This is a genomic window from Paenibacillus sp. oral taxon 786 str. D14 (genome assembly GCF_000159955.1).
GTDB classification, from domain to species: Bacteria; Bacillota; Bacilli; order Paenibacillales; family Paenibacillaceae; genus Fontibacillus; species Fontibacillus phoenicis.
Genome location: NZ_GG695977.1, coordinates 17,316 through 35,333, shown reverse-complemented (window position 1 = coordinate 35,333; position 18,018 = coordinate 17,316). Strand labels below are relative to the sequence as shown.

The following is an 18,018-nucleotide window of genomic DNA, read 5'->3' as shown; positions in this document are numbered from 1 at the left end:
CAGAAAGGAGCCGTCTCCCATGAAGTTTGACCTTCACACCCATCATTTCCGCTGCGGCCATGCGGACGGGAACATCCGGGATTACATCGAAGCCGGCCTGGCTGCCGGATTATCGGTCATCGGGATCAGCGATCATACGCCATACTTCGGCCATGATGAGGACCAGCCTTTTCCCCGGATCGCCATGGGCAAACAAGCTTTTGCCGGATATGTTGAGGAAGTGCTGAAGTTAAAGCAGGAATACGCTGGCCGAATCGATGTTCTACTGGGGATTGAATCGGATTTCTTCCCGGAACATTTGGGCGCTTATCGGAATATGCTGAACCAGTATCCTTTTGATTACATTATCGGATCGGTTCACAGCGTTGGAGAGGTCAGCATCTTCAACAAAAATCGTTGGAAGGGCCTGAGCCAAGAGGAAAAAGTGGCCAGCAAAGAGGCCTATTACGATTTGATCCGCCAATCGGCGCGCAGCGGGATGTTTCAAATTTTGGGACACATCGACGCGATGAAGGGCAACTACCCGGCATTTACGGACATTCCCGCCGCACAAGCGATTGACGATACTTTAAAAACGATCGCAGAGCACGGGGTGGCCATCGAAATCAACACCTCCGGGAAAACCAAGCTGAGCGGCGGATGGTATCCTGATGATTCCATTCTCGAGCGGGCCCTTCATTTCGGCGTTTCCGTCACCTTTGGCTCCGACGCCCACACGCCGTCACGGGTCGGGGATGAGTGGGAGGAAGTCGCCCAACGCTTGAAGGAAATCGGATTTCAGGAATGGGTCTATTTCAAAAATAAACAGAAAGTCACCGTTCCTCTGTAGACAAAAAAAGAGAACCCGATCACGTCCTTCGGGTTCTAAGAGAGATATATATTCAAAAGGGGGTCATGTAATAAGTGTACCCCCTTTCTATTAGGGTTTGATCACAGCTATATTTCATTTGTGTAACAAAAACGATCACTTATGTTTCAAAGGACTTCCCTTCGATGATATATCGTTTGAGCGCCAATCTTCGGCCTCTTCGCCCCGCCGGGGAGAGCCTTCCGGCTTCCCGCAGACCGCATTTCCGAAGGACGCGCTCCGATGCCGGATTGTCCGGGCTGCAGCGTGCTTCGACGCAGCCGAGCCCAAGTGTCTCAAAAGCGAAATCCAGCACACTCGCTGCCGCTTCCGTTGCATAGCCCTGGTTCCAATGCGCCGGGGAGATCAGATAGCCGAGTCGCGCAGTTTGTCCCTCAACGTCCCAATGCTGCAGCGAGCATAAACCAATCCAATCTCCTTCCGCTTTACGAATCACAGCAAAGTGAAGATCCCGCAATACACGGTAGGATTCCTCGAAATAGCGGTATAGCCGGCCGGGAAATAGCAGCTTGCCCGGATTGAGTTCGGTAAAGGCGCGCACCGCCGGATCGGACATGCAGCGAAACATCGCCTCCGCATCCTCCGGAAGCAGCCGCCGCAGCACCAGCCGCTCACTTTCCAGGACTGGAAACTGCCGCCGCAGCTGCTCTTTCATTTCCGTCATGTCCCATCCCCCCCCCCCCGGATCTCGCTTCTAAAATCCTGTCACACCTTATCCCCTTGCATCCGTTCCGAGGCGCGATAAATTCTTGCCACCCCGTAATGCACCACATAACAGAAGAAGGTAATCAAAAAGATCCATTTGCAAAACCCCACCATATGCGCCACGTTCGCGGCATCGGTGAAATAATCCGCCGTTTCTCGGAGCACATATCCCGGATGCCTGAGCAAGTCCCAGCTGTTCCAGCGGATAAAGCGGCCGAGATAAATGCCGAAGCTGCTAAGCAGCAGCACGAGAACAGCAAACGCCCAGCCTGCCAAGCCGCCTCCCGCTCGCCGCACCAGGTGATGCACCGATGCCAGGGATACCGTCGCCAGCGCCAATCCCAGCAACGCAGCAAACAACAACGTAAAGAGGTGATCCCAGAACGAAAGCTCTTCCCAGAACCGGATGCCCGCCGCAATCGGGTAACGGTTAAACGGGTGAAGCAAATCGGTGATGAGATACGCGGCATTTGGATAGAAAAACAGCCATAACAGCCCAACCGGAACGCTTAATGCAACCTTGGCCGTCCGCGATGGGATCAAGTGAATCATGTCGAGCAGAACCGCCAGCCCGAGCGGAATCCAAGCCAAAAACACGTTCCAGATCAGGAACAAATAAGGCGGCCGTCCGCCATCCGGCAACCGCGTGCCGATTACATATTTCATCCCGATCACCGTGAAAATGAATAAAACAACATATAAAATCCATTTCTCCGGATACCCCAGCATCCTCCAGCGTTGCAAACCCATCCCTCCCGTCTGCCTTTGACCTATATACGTTTGGAGCCGGCGGATCGTTACCGTGGCAGCGTTCCTCCTCTGCTCCGGGCTGGGGCGGATGATTTTGAGGCTGGAACTTGTTATTGCGGCGTGGTATATAACGGTATAGACAATCTTCATTTAAAAATAAGGAGTTTTCATCATGCAGCCGTTTACCGCACGAACGATTGAAATCATCTCCTCCATCCCGCCAGGCAAGGTGATGACCTACGGCCAGATCGCTGCCGCAGCAGGAAGTCCCCGCGCCGCCAGGCAGGTCGTCCGCATCCTGCATAGCATGAGCGGTAAATACGGATTGCCGTGGCACCGGGTTGTGAACGGGAAGGGGCAAATCGCATTGCAAGAAGAAGCCGCCTTCCAAGAGCAGACATGGAACCTGGAAGCGGAAGGCGTCGAAGTGCTGCCAGGCGGACGGATTGATCTGGATCGTTACCAGCACCAGTACCGCCCGGACAGTCCCAAGGATCAGAGCCCGTAAGGCTTAAGGATATCGCTGATATCCTGATTTAACTGCTTCGTATTCGGCCCTTGCGCAGGGTCGTTGGTGAGTTTATATTTCTGCTTCAGCTTCAACACGTTATACACCCGTTCATCCAGCGTTTCCGCTGAAATGGTGCCGGAGCTGACGGCATCGCGCAGCGCCTGGATCACCTGCTTCTCCTTCTCTTCGTCATGGCCCACCAGCACGATGTTCCCGCCGGCCTGAATGAACTGCACGGCCGCGTCACGGATATCGTAATGCTCCACGATGGCGCCCATCGTCATATCATCAGAAATGATCGTCCCCTCGTATCCCAGCTCCTCCCGCAGCAAGTCATGAATGACCGCCTTAGAGAAGGAAGCCGGATGCTCGGGGTCCAGCTTCGGCATCAACAGGTGAGCGATCATGACGACGTCGGCCCCCTCTTGAATCGCCTGCTTAAAGGGCACCAGCTCCAGCTTCCGCAGCCGGTCCAAATCATGCTCCACAACCGGCAGCCCCAGATGCGAATCCACCGAAGTATCGCCATGTCCCGGAAAATGCTTAACGACCGGAATTACGCCTTGCTCCCGGATTCCCTTCATCACGGCAATGCCCATGCGGCTAACGATTTCCGGCTTCGTGCCAAATGCCCGATCCCCAATCACCGGATTATCCGGATTGCTGTTGACGTCAAGCACCGGGGCGAAGTCCAGATTCAGTCCGAAGCCGGCCAGCTCTTGCCCGATGATTCCGCCAATTTGCCCGGCCAATTCCTCGCTGACGGTATTGCCGATTTTGCGAGCGGCAGGCAGCTTCGTGAGTTCCCCAGGCATGCGGCTGACCCGCCCGCCTTCTTCGTCAACGCTCAGAAACAGCGGTACCGCCTTGTTCTGGTTGGCGGTCTTCAAGCCGTTAAATAAGGTAAGCGCCTGCTTGGTGTCCTGGATGTTGTCTTTATAGAAAATAAAGCCCCCAACGTGATACTCCTCGATGAGCTGGCGAGTCACGTCGTTTGGCTCAGTTCCATCCATGCCCACCAGAACAAGCTGGCCGATTTTCTCCTCGGTGCTGAGCTCATCCAGCAGTTTGGCGGCAGGATCGGCCGGTTTCTCCGAGGTTTCCGGCGCTTCGGGGGTTGAAGGGGACGTCTCTCCTTGGTTCGTTTCCGTCCTGTTGGAGGTGGAACCTCCGTTTCCTTCTCCAACAGAAGACGAAGGATTGCGTGCTGCCCCCGAACATCCCCCGACTACGAGGATCACGAGCAGCAGCAAGCAAGTGATCATCCAGAGGCTTCTGCTCCGATGCGATGTGTTGATTCTGTCCATTCTATCGCCTCCGTCTCTTTTTTGAATGCCTATATTTCACAGGGTTCGCCCCTGCTTCCATTTCTTCTCCGCAATAACCGGTACAAAGTTCTCCATCCGCGACAGCAGCTCGCCCGGTTCCTCGGCTAGATTGATCAAGGCTTCATGCCCAGGATGGACAAAGCCGGCCCGGATGCAGGAATTCACCAATTCCATCAGCGGCTCGAAATAGCCCTGCACATTAAGAACGCCAACCGGCTTCTGGTGGATGCCGATTTGCAGCCAGCATAACACCTCAAACAGCTCCTCCAACGTGCCAAATCCACCGGGAAGAGCGATGAACCCGTCTGCCAGCTCGCTCATCTTTGCTTTCCGGGCATGCATACCCTCGACTTCGATAAACTGCGTCAACCCCGGATGCGCCATTTCTCCGTGAATCAAACCGGAAGGCATGATGCCAATCGCTTCGCCGCCGGCCTCCAATATCGCATTCGCTACGGCGCCCATCAGCCCGTGCCTAGAGCCTCCATAAATTAAGCGGTATCCCCGCTGTGCCATGACTTTTCCCAGCTGTTCCGCCTTGACGCGGTATTGCTCGCCTTCACCAAATCGCGAGCCGGCAAATACGCAAATCGATTTCATCCTCTTCCCTCCTGCAAAATAAATAGACAACACGTGTTCAAGCGAAATCTAACCGTGCGCCGGCCAGATCCCAACGATGGCTGAACTTCTTCAGCCGCGGATGCAGATGGCTCGGCTCGGCCGCAAGCAGAAGCCGGATCTTGACGATCCACTCCTCAAAGGAGGAGAAGGAAGCAAACTGGTTTGCCAGCTCCGGTGTCAGATACAGGAAGTGGGGGGCCGGATAAGCCTCCGTTAGATGACGAAGGGCTGTGTCGAAGGGCGTATACTTTTTCCGCTTGCCTTCCCAGCCTTCCACAAGGAGCGCCGGCCCTGCTCCCTTCTGCTCCCGTCTCCACGCATGCAACCGGTCCTCCCTTCGATAGAAAGGACTCACCGGTTCTTTCGACATCCGTCTCATCGTTTCTTCATGGAGCGGATAAAGGACCAGCTTCGCAAACTTGCGGGTCTCCGCCTCTTCCGCGGCCCGCAGCAGCTCTTCGTCCGAAATCAACTCAAAGGAATCGTAGAAGATTAACGTCCCTTTCCGGCTCGGGGCCGGAGGCTCATAACCAAAGGGCACCTGAATATTCTGTCTCAAGACGTTTCCTCCTCGGTCGTAATTTGGGAGATATGGATAGGTTACCCTTTTTTTTATCAAAAGCTAACGAAGTCCCCGGTCAATAAAATTTGGTGACACCGGCACCCGCCCCAACTCCCGTGACCACACTGACAGCTGACCGATATGATGAATCTCGTGGGCAATCACATGACGGAGGATTTCGCCTTGCGTAAACTCTCTTCCCCATGAATCAGTCACAAGTATTCCGTCCATCTCGGGGGTCCAAGTCTGAAGAAACGCCTCGACTTCCGTATGAAAGGAATCCGACAGCTTCTTCACCAATTCTAAAGACATAAACGATTTGAAGTCCTCCTGAAAATCCGGTTTCCCTTCGATGGTGCGGATCCAGCTCCATTCAACATCAACGATATGAAATAAGGTCTGTAAAATACTCCCCACACCGCCGACCCGCTTGCGCAGCAGCTCTTCTTCAGGGACATTCTCACACCAGTGAAACCATTCGTCCCGGACTTGCCAATTATATTGAAACCACTTTAACATCAACCTAACTCCTTTCCCTGGTAAAGGTACCTTAGACGTAACTCCACTCTTCTCAGCAGTAACCTGATTTTACCATAAGTATCTGGCTCAATTCAGCACGCGGAATGTAAAAGGCCCCCGGACCTCATGTCGCGGGAGCCTTTGGGGTATTGGGCTCATGAGTATTACTGGTCACTGTCGTTAGCATCCGGCGCGGTAGCCGCATAAGCTTCAGCCGCCGCCAGCAAGTAATACGCCAGCCCGGTTTGTTGTCCTTCCAGCATGGTGCGATGGAACTCAACGCTGAGGAAAAAACGGGCCTGCGCCACAAAATCATCCGGAGAAGCAGGGTGACTGTGTTTTTTCCATAAAATTCAGATGTCTTTCGATCAGCTGCCGGACCTCCTCGTCACCGTGGGAAATTCCGGAGCGTAATGCCTCGGCCAGCTTCCCCGTAAACTCCATCGATTCCCGGGCTTGCTCGTTCATTTCCGAGACGTTGATCGGCTCGGCTCCGGGAACTTCCACTCCATAGGTGTGGCGCAAATGCTCCTCCTGCTTCTTGAGCGCTTCACGCCACTCGGCCTCATCGGCAAACCCAACAAATAGCTCCTTCCCGGCTTACTCCGATCCAATCGGCTGATCAGTTCGGCCTTGGAGCTTCACCAATCTCATCAGGATGGAAGCCGCTTCGGCTTTGGTAACTTGGCGCTGCGGGTTGAACTTGCCGTTTTGCCCCTGCAGCAAACCGAGTCGAACCGCAATGGCGACCTCGCCGGGCCGAGTGATTTGTTTGGCATCGCTAAACTGGTTGATGAATGCGTCTTTGCCGAAGAAATTCGCCGCTAATCGGTCGTATTTCACGATTGAGGTAAGCAGGACGGCCAGCTGCTCCCGGGTCAGCTTCTGATCCAGCTGCAACGGCTGGGCCGGGTCGATCCAACCAAGCTCGGCAGCGTACTTCACCACCTGGGAATTCTTGTCGTCCGTTGAGACCTCTGCGGTCGTTGCAGACGGGGATGCCAGCACGTAGCTTGTATAGTAGGGATTCGCCGCCTTAACGGCATAGGTCAGCCAATCGCCCACCGTAATCGTCTCGTTCGGATGAAGGTTCCCTTGGTCATCCGGTTCAAGAATGCGGTACTGAACCATGGTCTTCAAATCCGCCTCCGCCCAATGGCCCTTCACATCCTTGGGCTCGATGTTATTCCCCATTGGTTCCGTGCGAATGTCCTCATAAGTCGTCACCCATTTGCCTGTCACAGCATTCAGCACTTGAAAAGGCAGCACTGAATCCTTAAACTGCGGTGAATAAACCAGGTATACTTTCGGATCCACATAGGTGTTATCGATCATATACCCGCCGATTTGGGTATATTGCAATTCCAATTTATATTTGTCCAAATACGATTGGAGCGCTTGCTCGGCCGTTACAGTTACGGCTTTGCCGTCCGGCAGATTCGCCGGAACTTGGCCGTGGTTCACCGAATAATAGAACAATCGACCATAAGCATCGACCGTAATGAGTACCCCTCCATTGAGCAACGGAAAGTCATTTACGTAACGGTTAAGTTCGAAGCGGAATTGATCCCCGTTCGAGAGGCGACTCCAAGACTCCCCGCGTTCAATCAGCTTTAAGTCCTGGCTCGCTTGCGGATACAGCTGGTTTACCCATTCCAGAGCGCGCTGCTTGGCTTGGTCATAGTTCAGTTTCGCTGCTCCCGACGGGGGCGCTAACGGTTCGCGCGGCTCGCCATAATTAAAGGCTTCAATCTGGAACTCGAGGATTTGTCCGCTCAAGGCATCGACCGTGGCGTACGATTGTGCCGGAAAATAGTAAGGTCCCGTCAGGTTCTGACGCTCCTCTTCCCATCTCAAGCGCCATGTTTTACGCTCCGGGTTCCGGTAATCCTTGTCCAGATTCGGATAACTGAGCTTCCGTCCTTCTGGAATATAAACGGTTTGTTCCACCAGTTTGGCGGCTTCAGCTGACGACAATTCCGTGGTGGACGTTCGCGGCTGGAATGGCTTGGTCCCGGCCGGAACATCGCTGATTGTAACTGTGGTGGAGGTAAGCTCTTTGCCTTCGCCGTTGATCTTGTGCCCCGTCTGGGCGTTAATTGCCAGGGAAGCATCGGAAGCCGGCTGCCAAGCCAGCACCCAATCCGTGATGGCGGCGTTCTTCTGTACCGGGACATACCCCAGTTCAACCTGGAACTCGTCCCGGAATTTCTTCTCCGCATCAGCTCGCGAAACGGCTGGAACGGAAGACGGATAATCCAGCTTCTCCTCTGGCCGGCTGAAATGGATCACTTCTCCATCGCCGGTTACCGTGAGATGGATCGATTCAAAACCGGAGGGCAGGCCGTTCTTCAGAACACTGAAGCTAAAATTATAGTACACGGGGCCAAATAAAGCCTGCGTATCCGAGTAAAAAATCGAATCGTTTTCCTTCACCTCGTCGGCCGATAACGATGGAACGGCTTTGACGATAAAAGCCTTCGCTTTTTCCAAGGCCTGCTCTCTCGTCAATTTCGGAGGATAATATGCCTTGTTGCCTTGTCGCGGAAAACTGATATAGGTACTCATCAGATCTCCGGTGATGGCATCCACTTTGCTGTCAAAGCCGTAGCTCCCATTGCCGACTTCAACCTGCCAATGAATGGTCCAGACATCCTGATTGCTTGGTGCGGGGTACACATTATGAATGCCGTATTCGACCTGAAATACCGTCGCCTCCGCCAAAACCGGGAACAACTCCCGGACCTTGGCAATGGCCTGCTCTTTCGTGATTTTGGCTCGGGACGAATCGGCAGTCGCCTCCCCCTTCGTAGACGCACCGGTTCCCATATTTCCAGTATTTACGATGACCGTCGTCGTTGTTGATGAGGAAGCTGCCGCCTCCTCTGCCAGCACCGCCCCCTGCGGCATGACTACTGATAGCGCAACCAAACCTAGGAATGCCAATTTGACGGTCGGCTTTCTGCGTGCTGCTTTGCCGAATTGATTAAACTGATGCTTCAACCGTTTCACCTTCCCACTTTTCCCCATATTTTCTTTTCCATTGTAAATGGGGTTGGCTGGATTTTCCAGCCCTAAAACGGCTTAGCGAAAAAAACAGCCCGCAGAACCCTCTGCGAGCTATTGGGAAACACCCATGATTAAATCGGCTTCGGCAAGAGCCGTTTTACCTCCATGACGGCTTCGGCAACTGAGTTGGCACGAATCACCGTCTATTTATTTTTTCCCGCCACCCGCAACAGGAACAAGCTTAACCAATTTCGACTCTGCCCCTTGCAGTGTGACGCTCAGTTCCGTTTTCTCACGCCATTCCTCACCGGTCCACAGATCCGTCACGCGGAAGCCGGACTTCCCTTTGTTGTCCATTGCAGCCCGCTCGAAGGAAATCGTCCGTTCCGCCGGCTCGTTCGTGAAATTGAAGATAGCGAGATAATATACGCCGCCGTCCTTTAAGATGTAAGCGTCCGCCGCTGCGGTTCCGGTGTTGCCCTCGATCGGGCGGAACGCTTGCCCTTTCTTAGCCACCGCGTTGACAGCCGCATTCACCAACAGCTGTTCCATATATTCACGGGCGATCTGATTCGCAACATCATCCGAGTTCAGGAACACGGTACCGGAAATCGCCGCTGCGTTTACGCGGGTTTGCGCTGCGAGCAGCGAGCCGCCCTTCGCCAATGTCATATAGTCCGGATCCGTGTAGCGGTAGATCGTACCGTTTTGCCACCAGCCATAGGTCAGGTTGTTTAACTGGTATTCGGTGCTGCTGAGCGAACCGTCGACGTCGCAGGAGATCCGGCGGCTGTGCGCGTATTGGCTTGGGAACAGCGGCGCGATCGACGCGCTGATAAACATCGAACCGTCCAACGCATCAACGATGTAGGCCATCCCTTCATTGTAAGCCTGGATGCCGGTAGATACTTGCGGGTTAAAGTGTTGGCCTTCCAGTGCGCCATGGCTCAGAAAATCCAGCTTAATATACTCGAAGCCATGCTCCTTAAAGCGATTCATATAATAGTCGATACGCTGCTTTGTACCCGGATGGGTCGGATCCACGGCATAGGCGCCGTCCAGCTTCGGCAGCGGGTTCCCTTGCGCATCGCGAAGGACGATATCGCCATAGGTATATTTTCCGTCCGTTCCTTCCACCGTCTGGTTCAAATTATCGCCCCAGTAGACGAACGGGCCGTAATAGATGCCGGCCTTTTGACCGTTCGCCTTGATATGATCAACCAGTTGGCCCAGCTGATCGTCGTTCATATTATCCCAGTAGGAGTCGAGGTTGATATACAGCTGACCATTGTTGTTAAACGACTTCCCTTGCAGCTTCTCCTTAAAGTAATTGGAGGTCTCGCTCACCTTATCGTAGGTTAATTTGCTGCCAACAGCTCCCCAGCTGTTCCAGCCCACCGGAACCCCTTGCGGAACATCGGGTCCAAACGCCAGCGGCGGCGCTTCCACTGCATTTGCCCGCCCGTACGTTTCCAAACCGTCCCGATAGTCGGCAAAAAATCCAACAAACACCTTCGGTGAAGCAATCGTCGTCCCGCTGACCTTGGCATGCGGCAACGAATCGTGCGTGGAGGCCAGAGAAGTGAAGCCGCCATAAGCGTTCAGCTTATTCAGCCGGTCATTGGATCCGCTCCAATAAATGCCTGTTTTCCACGTATCATGACTTACCGAACCCACCACAAAGCCGCGACGGCTGTCGTTGTCGAAAATGGCCGTCAGTTCCGAGCTTTCATAGTTTTGATTGTTCAAATCCGTGTTGATCGTCTTGGACAAATACCGCGACCACGCATCGTTATCAAACGGAGCGACCAGCACCCGGTTGTCGCCGTACCGGCCGATATCCACCCCTCCGCGGCGATCTACGATCAGCGGAGCGATATAATTCGTTGCGAGCGGCGTAGCTTGCTCCGCAATGACCTGGGTGAGCAGGTAATCCTGCTGCTCATAGATATAGTAGATTTGCTTCAGGGTCGGCAGACCGTCCTGTTTATTGTTCACCGTTACCTTGATCCCTTTACCGCCCCGGTCTTGGAATCGCTCTACCTCTTCCAGCTTAAACTCGTGCTTTGCGTAATCCTTGCTGGTTAAGTATTGGTCCAACTGCAGGGAGCCGTAAGCCCCTTGGATCTTCGCCTCTTCCCCGCGACTTTTCCAGCTGTACGCCGAGAGCCCATTTTCCGTATTGTAAAACAGCTTTAGATTGCCGCTGGTCACGCTCATCCCTTTCACGTGCCGGGTCACGGCGATCGGGCCGTATTTCACCGTCTTCACCGGCGCCCCAAGCTCCAAATCTTCGCCGTCCCCTGGATCGGTTCCCGGGTCCGAAGACGAGACGAAGGTCAAGCTGATTTTGTCCAAATCGGGAGCGTACCCGCCGTCATCGTCAAAAGACAACGTATTGTCGCCCGCCTGCAAACGAACCTCGAACTCGAATACGCCCACCGTATTCCAGTCCTTCGTCGCCGGCGGCGAAAAGCGCTCCCGCTCTCCGCCATTCACGCTGACCATAAATGAACGGGGATCCCCGGAAATATAGGACAAGCTTAGCTTGTAAACGCCAGCCTCCGTTACGTTGACTCCGTTAAACTGCATCGCTGAGCCTTGGTAAAGGTTGCCTACTTTCGCCCCGCCGGAGCAGGTGTCGCAGGCAACCGGACCGGCTTTGCCGGAATAGGTGTTCGCCGGCGCCTCCGCCTCGAACGTGTAAACCGCCCCCGTCGCTTGCGTGCTCGCTTCCTCAGGAGCAGCCTGCATCGGGGCGATCTGCGCGCCTCCTGTCAGCGAACAAGCCAATATCGCGATCAGCACATATCGGAACACTGCCTTCAACCTCAACCTTTTCCCCGTACCAGCCTTCACGAATCATCCATCCTTTCATCGATTAGTTCGATTACGAACCCCATGTTAAAATAGACAGCGCTTTCTTTCTATAACTCAAAATGCCGATTTATAGCGGAAATTAAAGTTCTTTTCCATTTTCTAAGCAAACAAAAAACAGCCCGTCGTCCTTATTGGGACTTTCAGGCTGCCTGCAGAAGAGAAGACTGGAACTAAAGATCCAGCCGCGTTCTTAAAGCAGTAATATGAGCAAGATGATGATTCCCGTGCCAAGCGTAATTGCCGAGATTATAAGCCAAGCTCGTCGTCTTCCCCGATTCGGGATGGTGGAACGAACGCTCAAAGTCTTCCTCGCTCAGCGATCTCAACAGGTGGGTCCAGCGGCGGTGCAGCGCTTCCAGCAGAAGCAGCGAAGCCTCGATGTCTCCCTCGTAGTCGGCCAGCTTCGCCCAACGGTCTTCAAAATAAGGCCGGATCGTTGGCGTCTCTTCAGTTAGCGCCAGTTTAAACCGGGTGTAGGCATGGATATGGCTGTCAGCCAGATGGTGCACGACCTGCCGCAAAGTCCAGCCGCCCTCGCGGTAAGGGAGGTTCAGCTGATCTTCGCTTAATCCGGCCACCGCCTGCCTTAATCGCGCCGGCAGCGTCTCGATTTCACGTATCCATTGCTCCCGCTGCGCCGCCGTAATCTCGCCTGTGAAGGCATACTCGCCTATCGGATATCTAGGGTCCATGTCTGGTTCGCCTCCTGATCAGGAAATAAAACTGCCACTTTCACTTTCTTATTGATTCTTTTATACCTGATCAAGCTGGCGTTGTCGATATCCTATTCCATACCATCCTGCTTAGGATCATTTCGTTTCGATCCTTTCTTCGATAAAATGGAGCAGCCGTGCATCCTCCCACTCATACATGGCCAGCAGCGTTTCATAAGGGTCCCCTTCCAGCCGAAAAAACTTGCCAAACGCCGGCTCCGTCTTCAAGCCCTCTGCCTTCAGCTTCCGGATCGCCTCCCGGGCCGATGCCCCTCCCATCTCCAGCATCCGGTGCTCAATCACCATATGCCGGTAAGCGTTCTGCTCCGTCACCGGCTTGGGCTGACCAAATACCTCGAACGCCAAGCCGTGATGGGTAAAGTTCGCGACCGTACGCAGGAGTCCGCCGACAATTTTGCTGGAGCAGGTGTACGCCTTGCATGCCCCAAAATAACGCTCCAGCTCTTGCTCAAACCGCTTGGCGTCATACACCTCGCAGATGATGTCCAAGTCGCTGTCGGGCATATCAATATCGAGCGGAATCGTTCCAGCCAAGACCGGATGATAGGAAGCCAGCCTGTCTATCATCTGCAGCTCCTCCATCGCCATGTAAGCCTGACGCTGACGCTCATTGCCTTTTTGCAAATAAGCGAGGTCGAGGAAGTTGTTTGTCATGATCATGCCCCCTCCGATGCCCTTCCAAGCTTCTTCCCATCCTACTTCGCGATGGTTTCGGCCTATCTCTGCCAAGCAACCAAAGAATCTTCCCGTTTAGCTGACTAACGCACCAGCGGTCTGGCTGCGACGCCTTCATGGGTCATTTGCACTGGCTGGATTCGCCCGTCCTCTTCAAATAACATGCGATCGATGCAAACCACGCGATGATTCGCATCGGTTTCACTGAGCGGCCGGCGGTGGTAAACGATGTACCACTCGTCGCTGCCCGGAATTTGCAGAAATCCGTGATGACCGGCGCCGGTGGCGATTTCCGGATCCTGCTGCAGAATCTTGCCTACGCGCTTGAACGGTCCAACCGGCGAATCGGACATGGCGTAGGCTACGGAATAATCCGGTCCGGTCCAGCCCCCCTCGGCCCACATGAAATAGTAAATGCCGTTCCGTTTGAACATGCAAGGCCCCTCAACATAATGATCCGGGGTGATCTCCTTGAACGTGGTTCCATCCTCGAACGTGTCCAGATGAATCATGTCCTCGGTCAGCTTCGCCACATTGCAATGTCCCCACCCCCCATAGTACAGGTAAGCGCTTCCGTCATCATCGAGAAAAACATGGGGGTCAATCGGCTGCGCGCCAAAATGAAACCGATCAATCAACGGCTTGCCCAGCGCATCCCGGTACGGACCCTCCGGCCGATCGGCAACCGCCACGCCGATTCCGCCCAGCTCCTCGTCACTTTGAATGTCGTTCGCAGCAAAATAATAATAGAACTTTCCGTTTCGTTCGATCGGCGACGGAGCCCATAGCGCCCGTCGCGCCCAAGCGATATCTTCCATCGTCAGGATGCGCTCAACCTTCGTCCACTCCGTCAAATCCGTGGAATAGAAAGCATCAAAAAACGTCTGTTCATCGTAAGGGGCCGAGTACGTCAGGTAAATCCAATACCGATCCTGAAAAATCCTCGCTTCCGGGTCCGCATACCAGCCTGTAAATAAGGGATTGCCGGATCTCTTGAGCTGCTCTTCGTTCATGGGGCTCCTCCTTTTTGCTTATTGCATCAACGGACACATAATGCTATATTCTCCGCCGCGGGTATCCATACCTGCATGGGATCATCCCGTCATCCCTAAAGAATACAAAACCGCCCTGCAATCCATGTACAGGACGGTTCCTTAGCGATTAAGATGTTATTTCACGCTCATGTAACGGTCGTAGGCGTCGGTGCGGATTTTCATCAGCTTCTCCAGGCCCATGTCGTTCAGCTTCTTCACGTAAGCGTCCCAGCCTTCGTCGATGCCCCCTTTCGTTACCCACTGGGCGCGCATCGTCGAAACATAAGTGTCGATGTCCGTGGTCAGGGTCGGGAGCTCCTGGAACTCCTCGGCCGTATACATGACATTCGGGAATGGCGTAGTCACGTATTCGCTGCCCATTTTGTCAATCTCCAGCTTCAGGCCGTCGCCAGCTTTCGGGTTAAGCACGATGTTCTTCTCGAAGGAAGGGCTGACGTATTTCGGTCCGAAATCCCGCAGCGATTGCTCCCAGTACCATGCGTCCGCGCTGGTGCCGGCCGGCGGATCCATCAAGGTGTAGGTGCCATCGTCATTCTTCTGAATGACCGTGCCAATCGCGCCCCAGAAGTTCTGGATGCTCGCTTCGTTGGTATAGAACTGGTCGGCCCAGCGGGCGGCCACTTCCGGATATTTGCAGGACGTCGTAATCAACAACTCGTTGCGGTTAAAACTCATACCGTTCGGATTCCCCGGATTGTAACGCTTCCCGTCGGGACCTGCGATAGGCGGAATGGCGACATACTGATCACTCCATTTGCCAAACACCGCGTCCGGCGTCCATTGGTTCGTAAATCCGACGATCGGAGCATCCGCATTCTGCTGTTTCGCCGATGTCATCGTGGCATCCTGGGTGAACAACTCTTTGTCGATCAGGCCATCCGCATACAGCTTATGGGCGAATTTCAAGCCTTCCTTGTACTCCTCGCTGGTTGGATAGAACACCGGTTTGCCATCCTTCACCAACATGTTATTGGCGTTGATGTCGGTAATGCCAAATGGATTCAGGAAATCCGGGGCCAACCCGGTTTCGGTATACGGAATTTCGTCCGCTTTCCCGTTGCCGTTCGGATCCTGCTCTTTAAACGCTTTCAACACGTTGTATAGATCATCAACCGTGTCCGGCACTTGGAGTCCCAATTTATCGAGCCAAGCCTTGTTAATGACCGGCTGGTTTTTCGTTTTCGGACGCGACGGCAGCCGGGTCGGCAAGGAATAGATTTTGCCGTCCGGGAACGTGCTGATCTTCTTCAGCTCCGGCGTCTCGGCCATCGCGGCTTTGAGGTTCGGCATGTATTGGTCAATGTACTCGTCCAGCGGACGGAAGTAACTTAAGTTATTCACGATATCGGAGTCGGAAAAAGTCTGGTCGCCTAATATAATGTCCGGCAGCGTGCCGCTGGCCAGCATGATCGATTTCTGCTCGTTCCAATCGTTCGAGGACACGACCTGCCATTCAATTTTGACATTCGTACTCTTCTCCAAATCCTTCAGCCACTGATTCTGGGTAAACGTATCGCCCATGTTCCCCCAGCGCATCGTCAACACCTTTAGCGTAACGGGTTCGTTTACGATCGGCAGCCCCTCTTTATTGAAGAAGCTCGTATCGCTTGGCGCCGGACTTCCGGAATCCGCGGATTTACCGCCGCCGCACCCTGCGAGGCCAAAGGCGAGCGCTCCCGCAAGAATCAGCGCGGTCCATTTTTTTACCGTGAATCTGCCTGTTTGTTTGCTCATTGCTCGTTCCCCCATTCTTTGATTGTACCATGCCTTACGGTGTCCAATTAGCTTTTGACCGCTCCGATCATCACCCCCTGATTGAAATATTTCTGCAGGAAGGGATACACGCACATGATCGGGACGGTGGCGATAATAATGACGGAGTAGCGCATCAGATTGGCGAGCCGAAGCGCGATTTGGGCTGCTTCCCCGGTCCCCATGCCGGACTGCATCTGGTTTGTGATCAGGATGTTGCGCAGGATCAGCTGCAGGGGATGCAGGTCCGGATTTTTTAAATAAATCAAGGCATTGAAGTAAGAGTTCCAGTAACCAACCGCGATCCATAGCCCCAGCACGGCGATGATCGCCTTGGACAGCGGCAGCACGATCTGGGCGAAATAACGGAGATTGCCGCAGCCGTCAATTTGCGCCGCCTCCCACAAATCCTCGGGAATGCTCGACTGAAAGAACGTCCTTGCAACAATGATATCGTACACGATCACGGAAAACGGCAAGACCATCACCAAAAACGTATCGTACAGATGGAAATCCCGGATCGTTAGGAAGGTTGGAATGAGTCCGCCGCTGAAAAACATCGTAAAGATGAAAAACAACGAAAGGAACTTCCGTCCGACCAGATCCTTCCGCGACAACGCGTACGCCGCTGACACGTTCACGATCAGGCCAATGGCCGTGCCTACTACCGTATACAATATCGTGTTTCGATAGCCGATCCAAATATTTTCGTGCTTCAGCAGCTCCTTATAGCCATCCAGGGTAAACCCCTTGGGAACAAACCACACCTGCCCGTTCGCCACCGCTGACGGGTCGCTGAAAGAAGCGATAACGATAAAATAAAGCGGGTAAATTAACACAATCAGAAACAGCACCGCAAAGACATAAAGCAGCACTTCCATCACTCTGTCGGAAGATCGATTGTTAATTGGCTGCACGGCTGGATTTGTTGCTGAATGGGCTGTCTCCATTTTCATCTCCTTCTCCCCCCTTCCCTACCACAGGCTGTTCTCGCTGTATTTCTTGGAGATCTGGTTCACCAGAATCAGCAGCAGGAAGTTAATGACCGTGTTAAACAGGTTGACCGCCGAGGAGAAGCTGTACTGGCTGCTCAGCAGGCCGATCTTGTAGATGTACGTGGACAAGATTTCACTTGCGGTAATGTTCAGGTCGTTTTGCATTAGATAGACCTTCTCGAATCCAACGCCCAGCAGACCGCCAACCCGCAAAATGAGCAGCGTGATCGCCGTCGGCATCAGCATCGGAATATCGATGTAGCGGATTTTGTGCCAGCGGCTGGCTCCATCAACGGTAGCCGCCTCGTACAAGCTGGGATCAACTGTAGACAACGCAGCAATGTAGATGATGCTGTCCCATCCAACATGCTGCCACACGTCCGACCAGACGTAGATGCTGCTGAACCAACCGGCAGAACCGATCAAATCAGGTGCATCTCCGCCGAACAGTTTGTACAAATTGCCGACCAGTCCGGTGCTCGGAGAGAGCAGAATCAGCATCAACCCGACCATGACGACGGTAGAAATGAAATGCGGCATATACGAGACGGTTTGAAAAAAACGTCGGAACCGGTTCGGCCGCATCTGATTGACCATCAAGGCCAGCCCAATCGGAATCGGAAACGTGGCGATACTGTATAAGCTGATAATGATGGTGTTCTTAATCGTCGTCGAAAATTGATACGAATGAAAAAATTTCTCAAAATGCTTGAACCCCACCCAAGGACTACCGTCAATGCCAAGCGCCGGGCTATAATCCTTGAACGCAATGACCACGCCGTACATCGGTTTGTACGCGAATAACAGCGTCAGCACCACCGCAGGCAACAGCAGCAAGTACAGTCCCCGGTTTCTTTTGATTTGTCCAAGCGTCCGCCTTAGGCCCACTGCGCCGGATTTCATGACATCCCCTCCTTCTTGATCGTCTAAACTCCTAGTCACGCCTTTCGTATGTCCGGCGGCTTCATGTCTTCAGTATAGTGCCCAGCCTGGTGCGTTTATCGGACTCAAACTCGGCAGTAAACGGACTTTTGCTCGCCGGCTCCCATGGGTC

The 18,018-nt window shown here is 53.7% G+C and carries 18 protein-coding genes; 2 read left to right on the top strand and 16 right to left on the bottom strand.

Annotated elements, in window-relative coordinates; genetic code table 11:
• The first annotated feature begins 19 nt into the window (after positions 1 to 19).
• Positions 20 to 829: a histidinol-phosphatase gene (locus POTG_RS11895; RefSeq protein ID WP_009225073.1), complete on the top strand. Its 810-nt coding sequence runs from the start codon at positions 20 to 22 to the stop codon at positions 827 to 829.
• A gap of 139 nt (positions 830 to 968) precedes the next feature.
• Here POTG_RS11895 and POTG_RS11890 read toward each other — a convergent pair whose 3' ends face one another.
• Positions 969 to 1,532, bottom strand: a complete 564-nt coding sequence (locus POTG_RS11890) for a GNAT family N-acetyltransferase (RefSeq protein WP_009225072.1) — start codon at positions 1,530 to 1,532, stop codon at positions 969 to 971.
• A gap of 41 nt (positions 1,533 to 1,573) precedes the next feature.
• Complete coding sequence (locus POTG_RS11885) at positions 1,574 to 2,323, bottom strand: DUF1361 domain-containing protein (protein WP_157273421.1); 750 nt, start codon at positions 2,321 to 2,323, stop codon at positions 1,574 to 1,576.
• A gap of 172 nt (positions 2,324 to 2,495) precedes the next feature.
• On the opposite strand from POTG_RS11885, the gene POTG_RS11880 reads away from it, so the two are divergent.
• On the top strand, positions 2,496 to 2,831 hold the full coding sequence (locus POTG_RS11880; protein WP_009225070.1) for an MGMT family protein: 336 nt from the start codon (positions 2,496 to 2,498) through the stop codon (positions 2,829 to 2,831).
• Here the strand turns inward: POTG_RS11880 and nagZ are convergent.
• From nagZ to POTG_RS11815, 14 genes are all read right to left on the bottom strand, one after another.
• Positions 2,819 to 4,141, bottom strand: a complete 1,323-nt coding sequence (gene nagZ / locus POTG_RS11875; RefSeq protein WP_232282281.1) for a beta-N-acetylhexosaminidase — start codon at positions 4,139 to 4,141, stop codon at positions 2,819 to 2,821. The two genes, POTG_RS11880 and nagZ, sit on opposite strands and share 13 nt — an antisense overlap.
• A gap of 36 nt (positions 4,142 to 4,177) precedes the next feature.
• A complete protein-coding gene (locus tag POTG_RS11870) occupies positions 4,178 to 4,762 on the bottom strand; it encodes a TIGR00730 family Rossman fold protein (protein WP_009225068.1) in 585 nt (194 codons plus the stop codon).
• 37 nt (positions 4,763 to 4,799) lie between these two features.
• Positions 4,800 to 5,342, bottom strand: coding sequence for a hypothetical protein (locus tag POTG_RS11865; protein ID WP_009225067.1), 543 nt, complete (start codon positions 5,340 to 5,342; stop codon positions 4,800 to 4,802).
• Positions 5,343 to 5,405: 63 nt separating this feature from the next.
• The gene (locus POTG_RS11860) at positions 5,406 to 5,864 is read right to left on the bottom strand and encodes a DinB family protein (protein ID WP_036645134.1); all 459 of its coding nucleotides are present in this window, start codon (positions 5,862 to 5,864) and stop codon (positions 5,406 to 5,408) included.
• A gap of 164 nt (positions 5,865 to 6,028) precedes the next feature.
• Positions 6,029 to 6,172: a hypothetical protein gene (locus tag POTG_RS24345; RefSeq protein WP_009225065.1), complete on the bottom strand. Its 144-nt coding sequence runs from the start codon at positions 6,170 to 6,172 to the stop codon at positions 6,029 to 6,031.
• 4 nt (positions 6,173 to 6,176) lie between these two features.
• Complete coding sequence (locus tag POTG_RS22725) at positions 6,177 to 6,389, bottom strand: TipAS antibiotic-recognition domain-containing protein (RefSeq protein ID WP_009225064.1); 213 nt, start codon at positions 6,387 to 6,389, stop codon at positions 6,177 to 6,179.
• Positions 6,390 to 6,464: 75 nt separating this feature from the next.
• Positions 6,465 to 8,894 carry a YcdB/YcdC domain-containing protein gene (locus tag POTG_RS11850; protein ID WP_036645132.1) on the bottom strand — a complete coding sequence of 810 codons (2,430 nt, stop codon included), beginning with the start codon at positions 8,892 to 8,894 and terminating at the stop codon, positions 6,465 to 6,467.
• A 186-nt stretch (positions 8,895 to 9,080) separates the two neighbouring features.
• A complete protein-coding gene (locus tag POTG_RS11845) occupies positions 9,081 to 11,732 on the bottom strand; it encodes a carbohydrate-binding protein (protein ID WP_009225062.1) in 2,652 nt (883 codons plus the stop codon).
• A 191-nt stretch (positions 11,733 to 11,923) separates the two neighbouring features.
• Complete coding sequence (locus POTG_RS11840) at positions 11,924 to 12,445, bottom strand: YfiT family bacillithiol transferase (protein ID WP_009225061.1); 522 nt, start codon at positions 12,443 to 12,445, stop codon at positions 11,924 to 11,926.
• Between the two features lie 117 nt (positions 12,446 to 12,562).
• Positions 12,563 to 13,141: a DUF4269 domain-containing protein gene (locus POTG_RS11835; RefSeq protein ID WP_036645188.1), complete on the bottom strand. Its 579-nt coding sequence runs from the start codon at positions 13,139 to 13,141 to the stop codon at positions 12,563 to 12,565.
• Positions 13,142 to 13,245: 104 nt separating this feature from the next.
• A complete protein-coding gene (locus POTG_RS11830; protein WP_009225059.1) occupies positions 13,246 to 14,175 on the bottom strand; it encodes a glycoside hydrolase family 43 protein in 930 nt (309 codons plus the stop codon).
• Between the two features lie 156 nt (positions 14,176 to 14,331).
• On the bottom strand, positions 14,332 to 15,951 hold the full coding sequence (locus POTG_RS11825; protein ID WP_009225058.1) for an extracellular solute-binding protein: 1,620 nt from the start codon (positions 15,949 to 15,951) through the stop codon (positions 14,332 to 14,334).
• A 47-nt stretch (positions 15,952 to 15,998) separates the two neighbouring features.
• Positions 15,999 to 16,925, bottom strand: a complete 927-nt coding sequence (locus tag POTG_RS11820) for a carbohydrate ABC transporter permease (protein ID WP_009225057.1) — start codon at positions 16,923 to 16,925, stop codon at positions 15,999 to 16,001.
• An 18-nt stretch (positions 16,926 to 16,943) separates the two neighbouring features.
• Positions 16,944 to 17,867, bottom strand: a complete 924-nt coding sequence (locus POTG_RS11815; protein ID WP_009225056.1) for an ABC transporter permease — start codon at positions 17,865 to 17,867, stop codon at positions 16,944 to 16,946.
• Between the last annotated feature and the right edge of the window lie 151 nt (positions 17,868 to 18,018).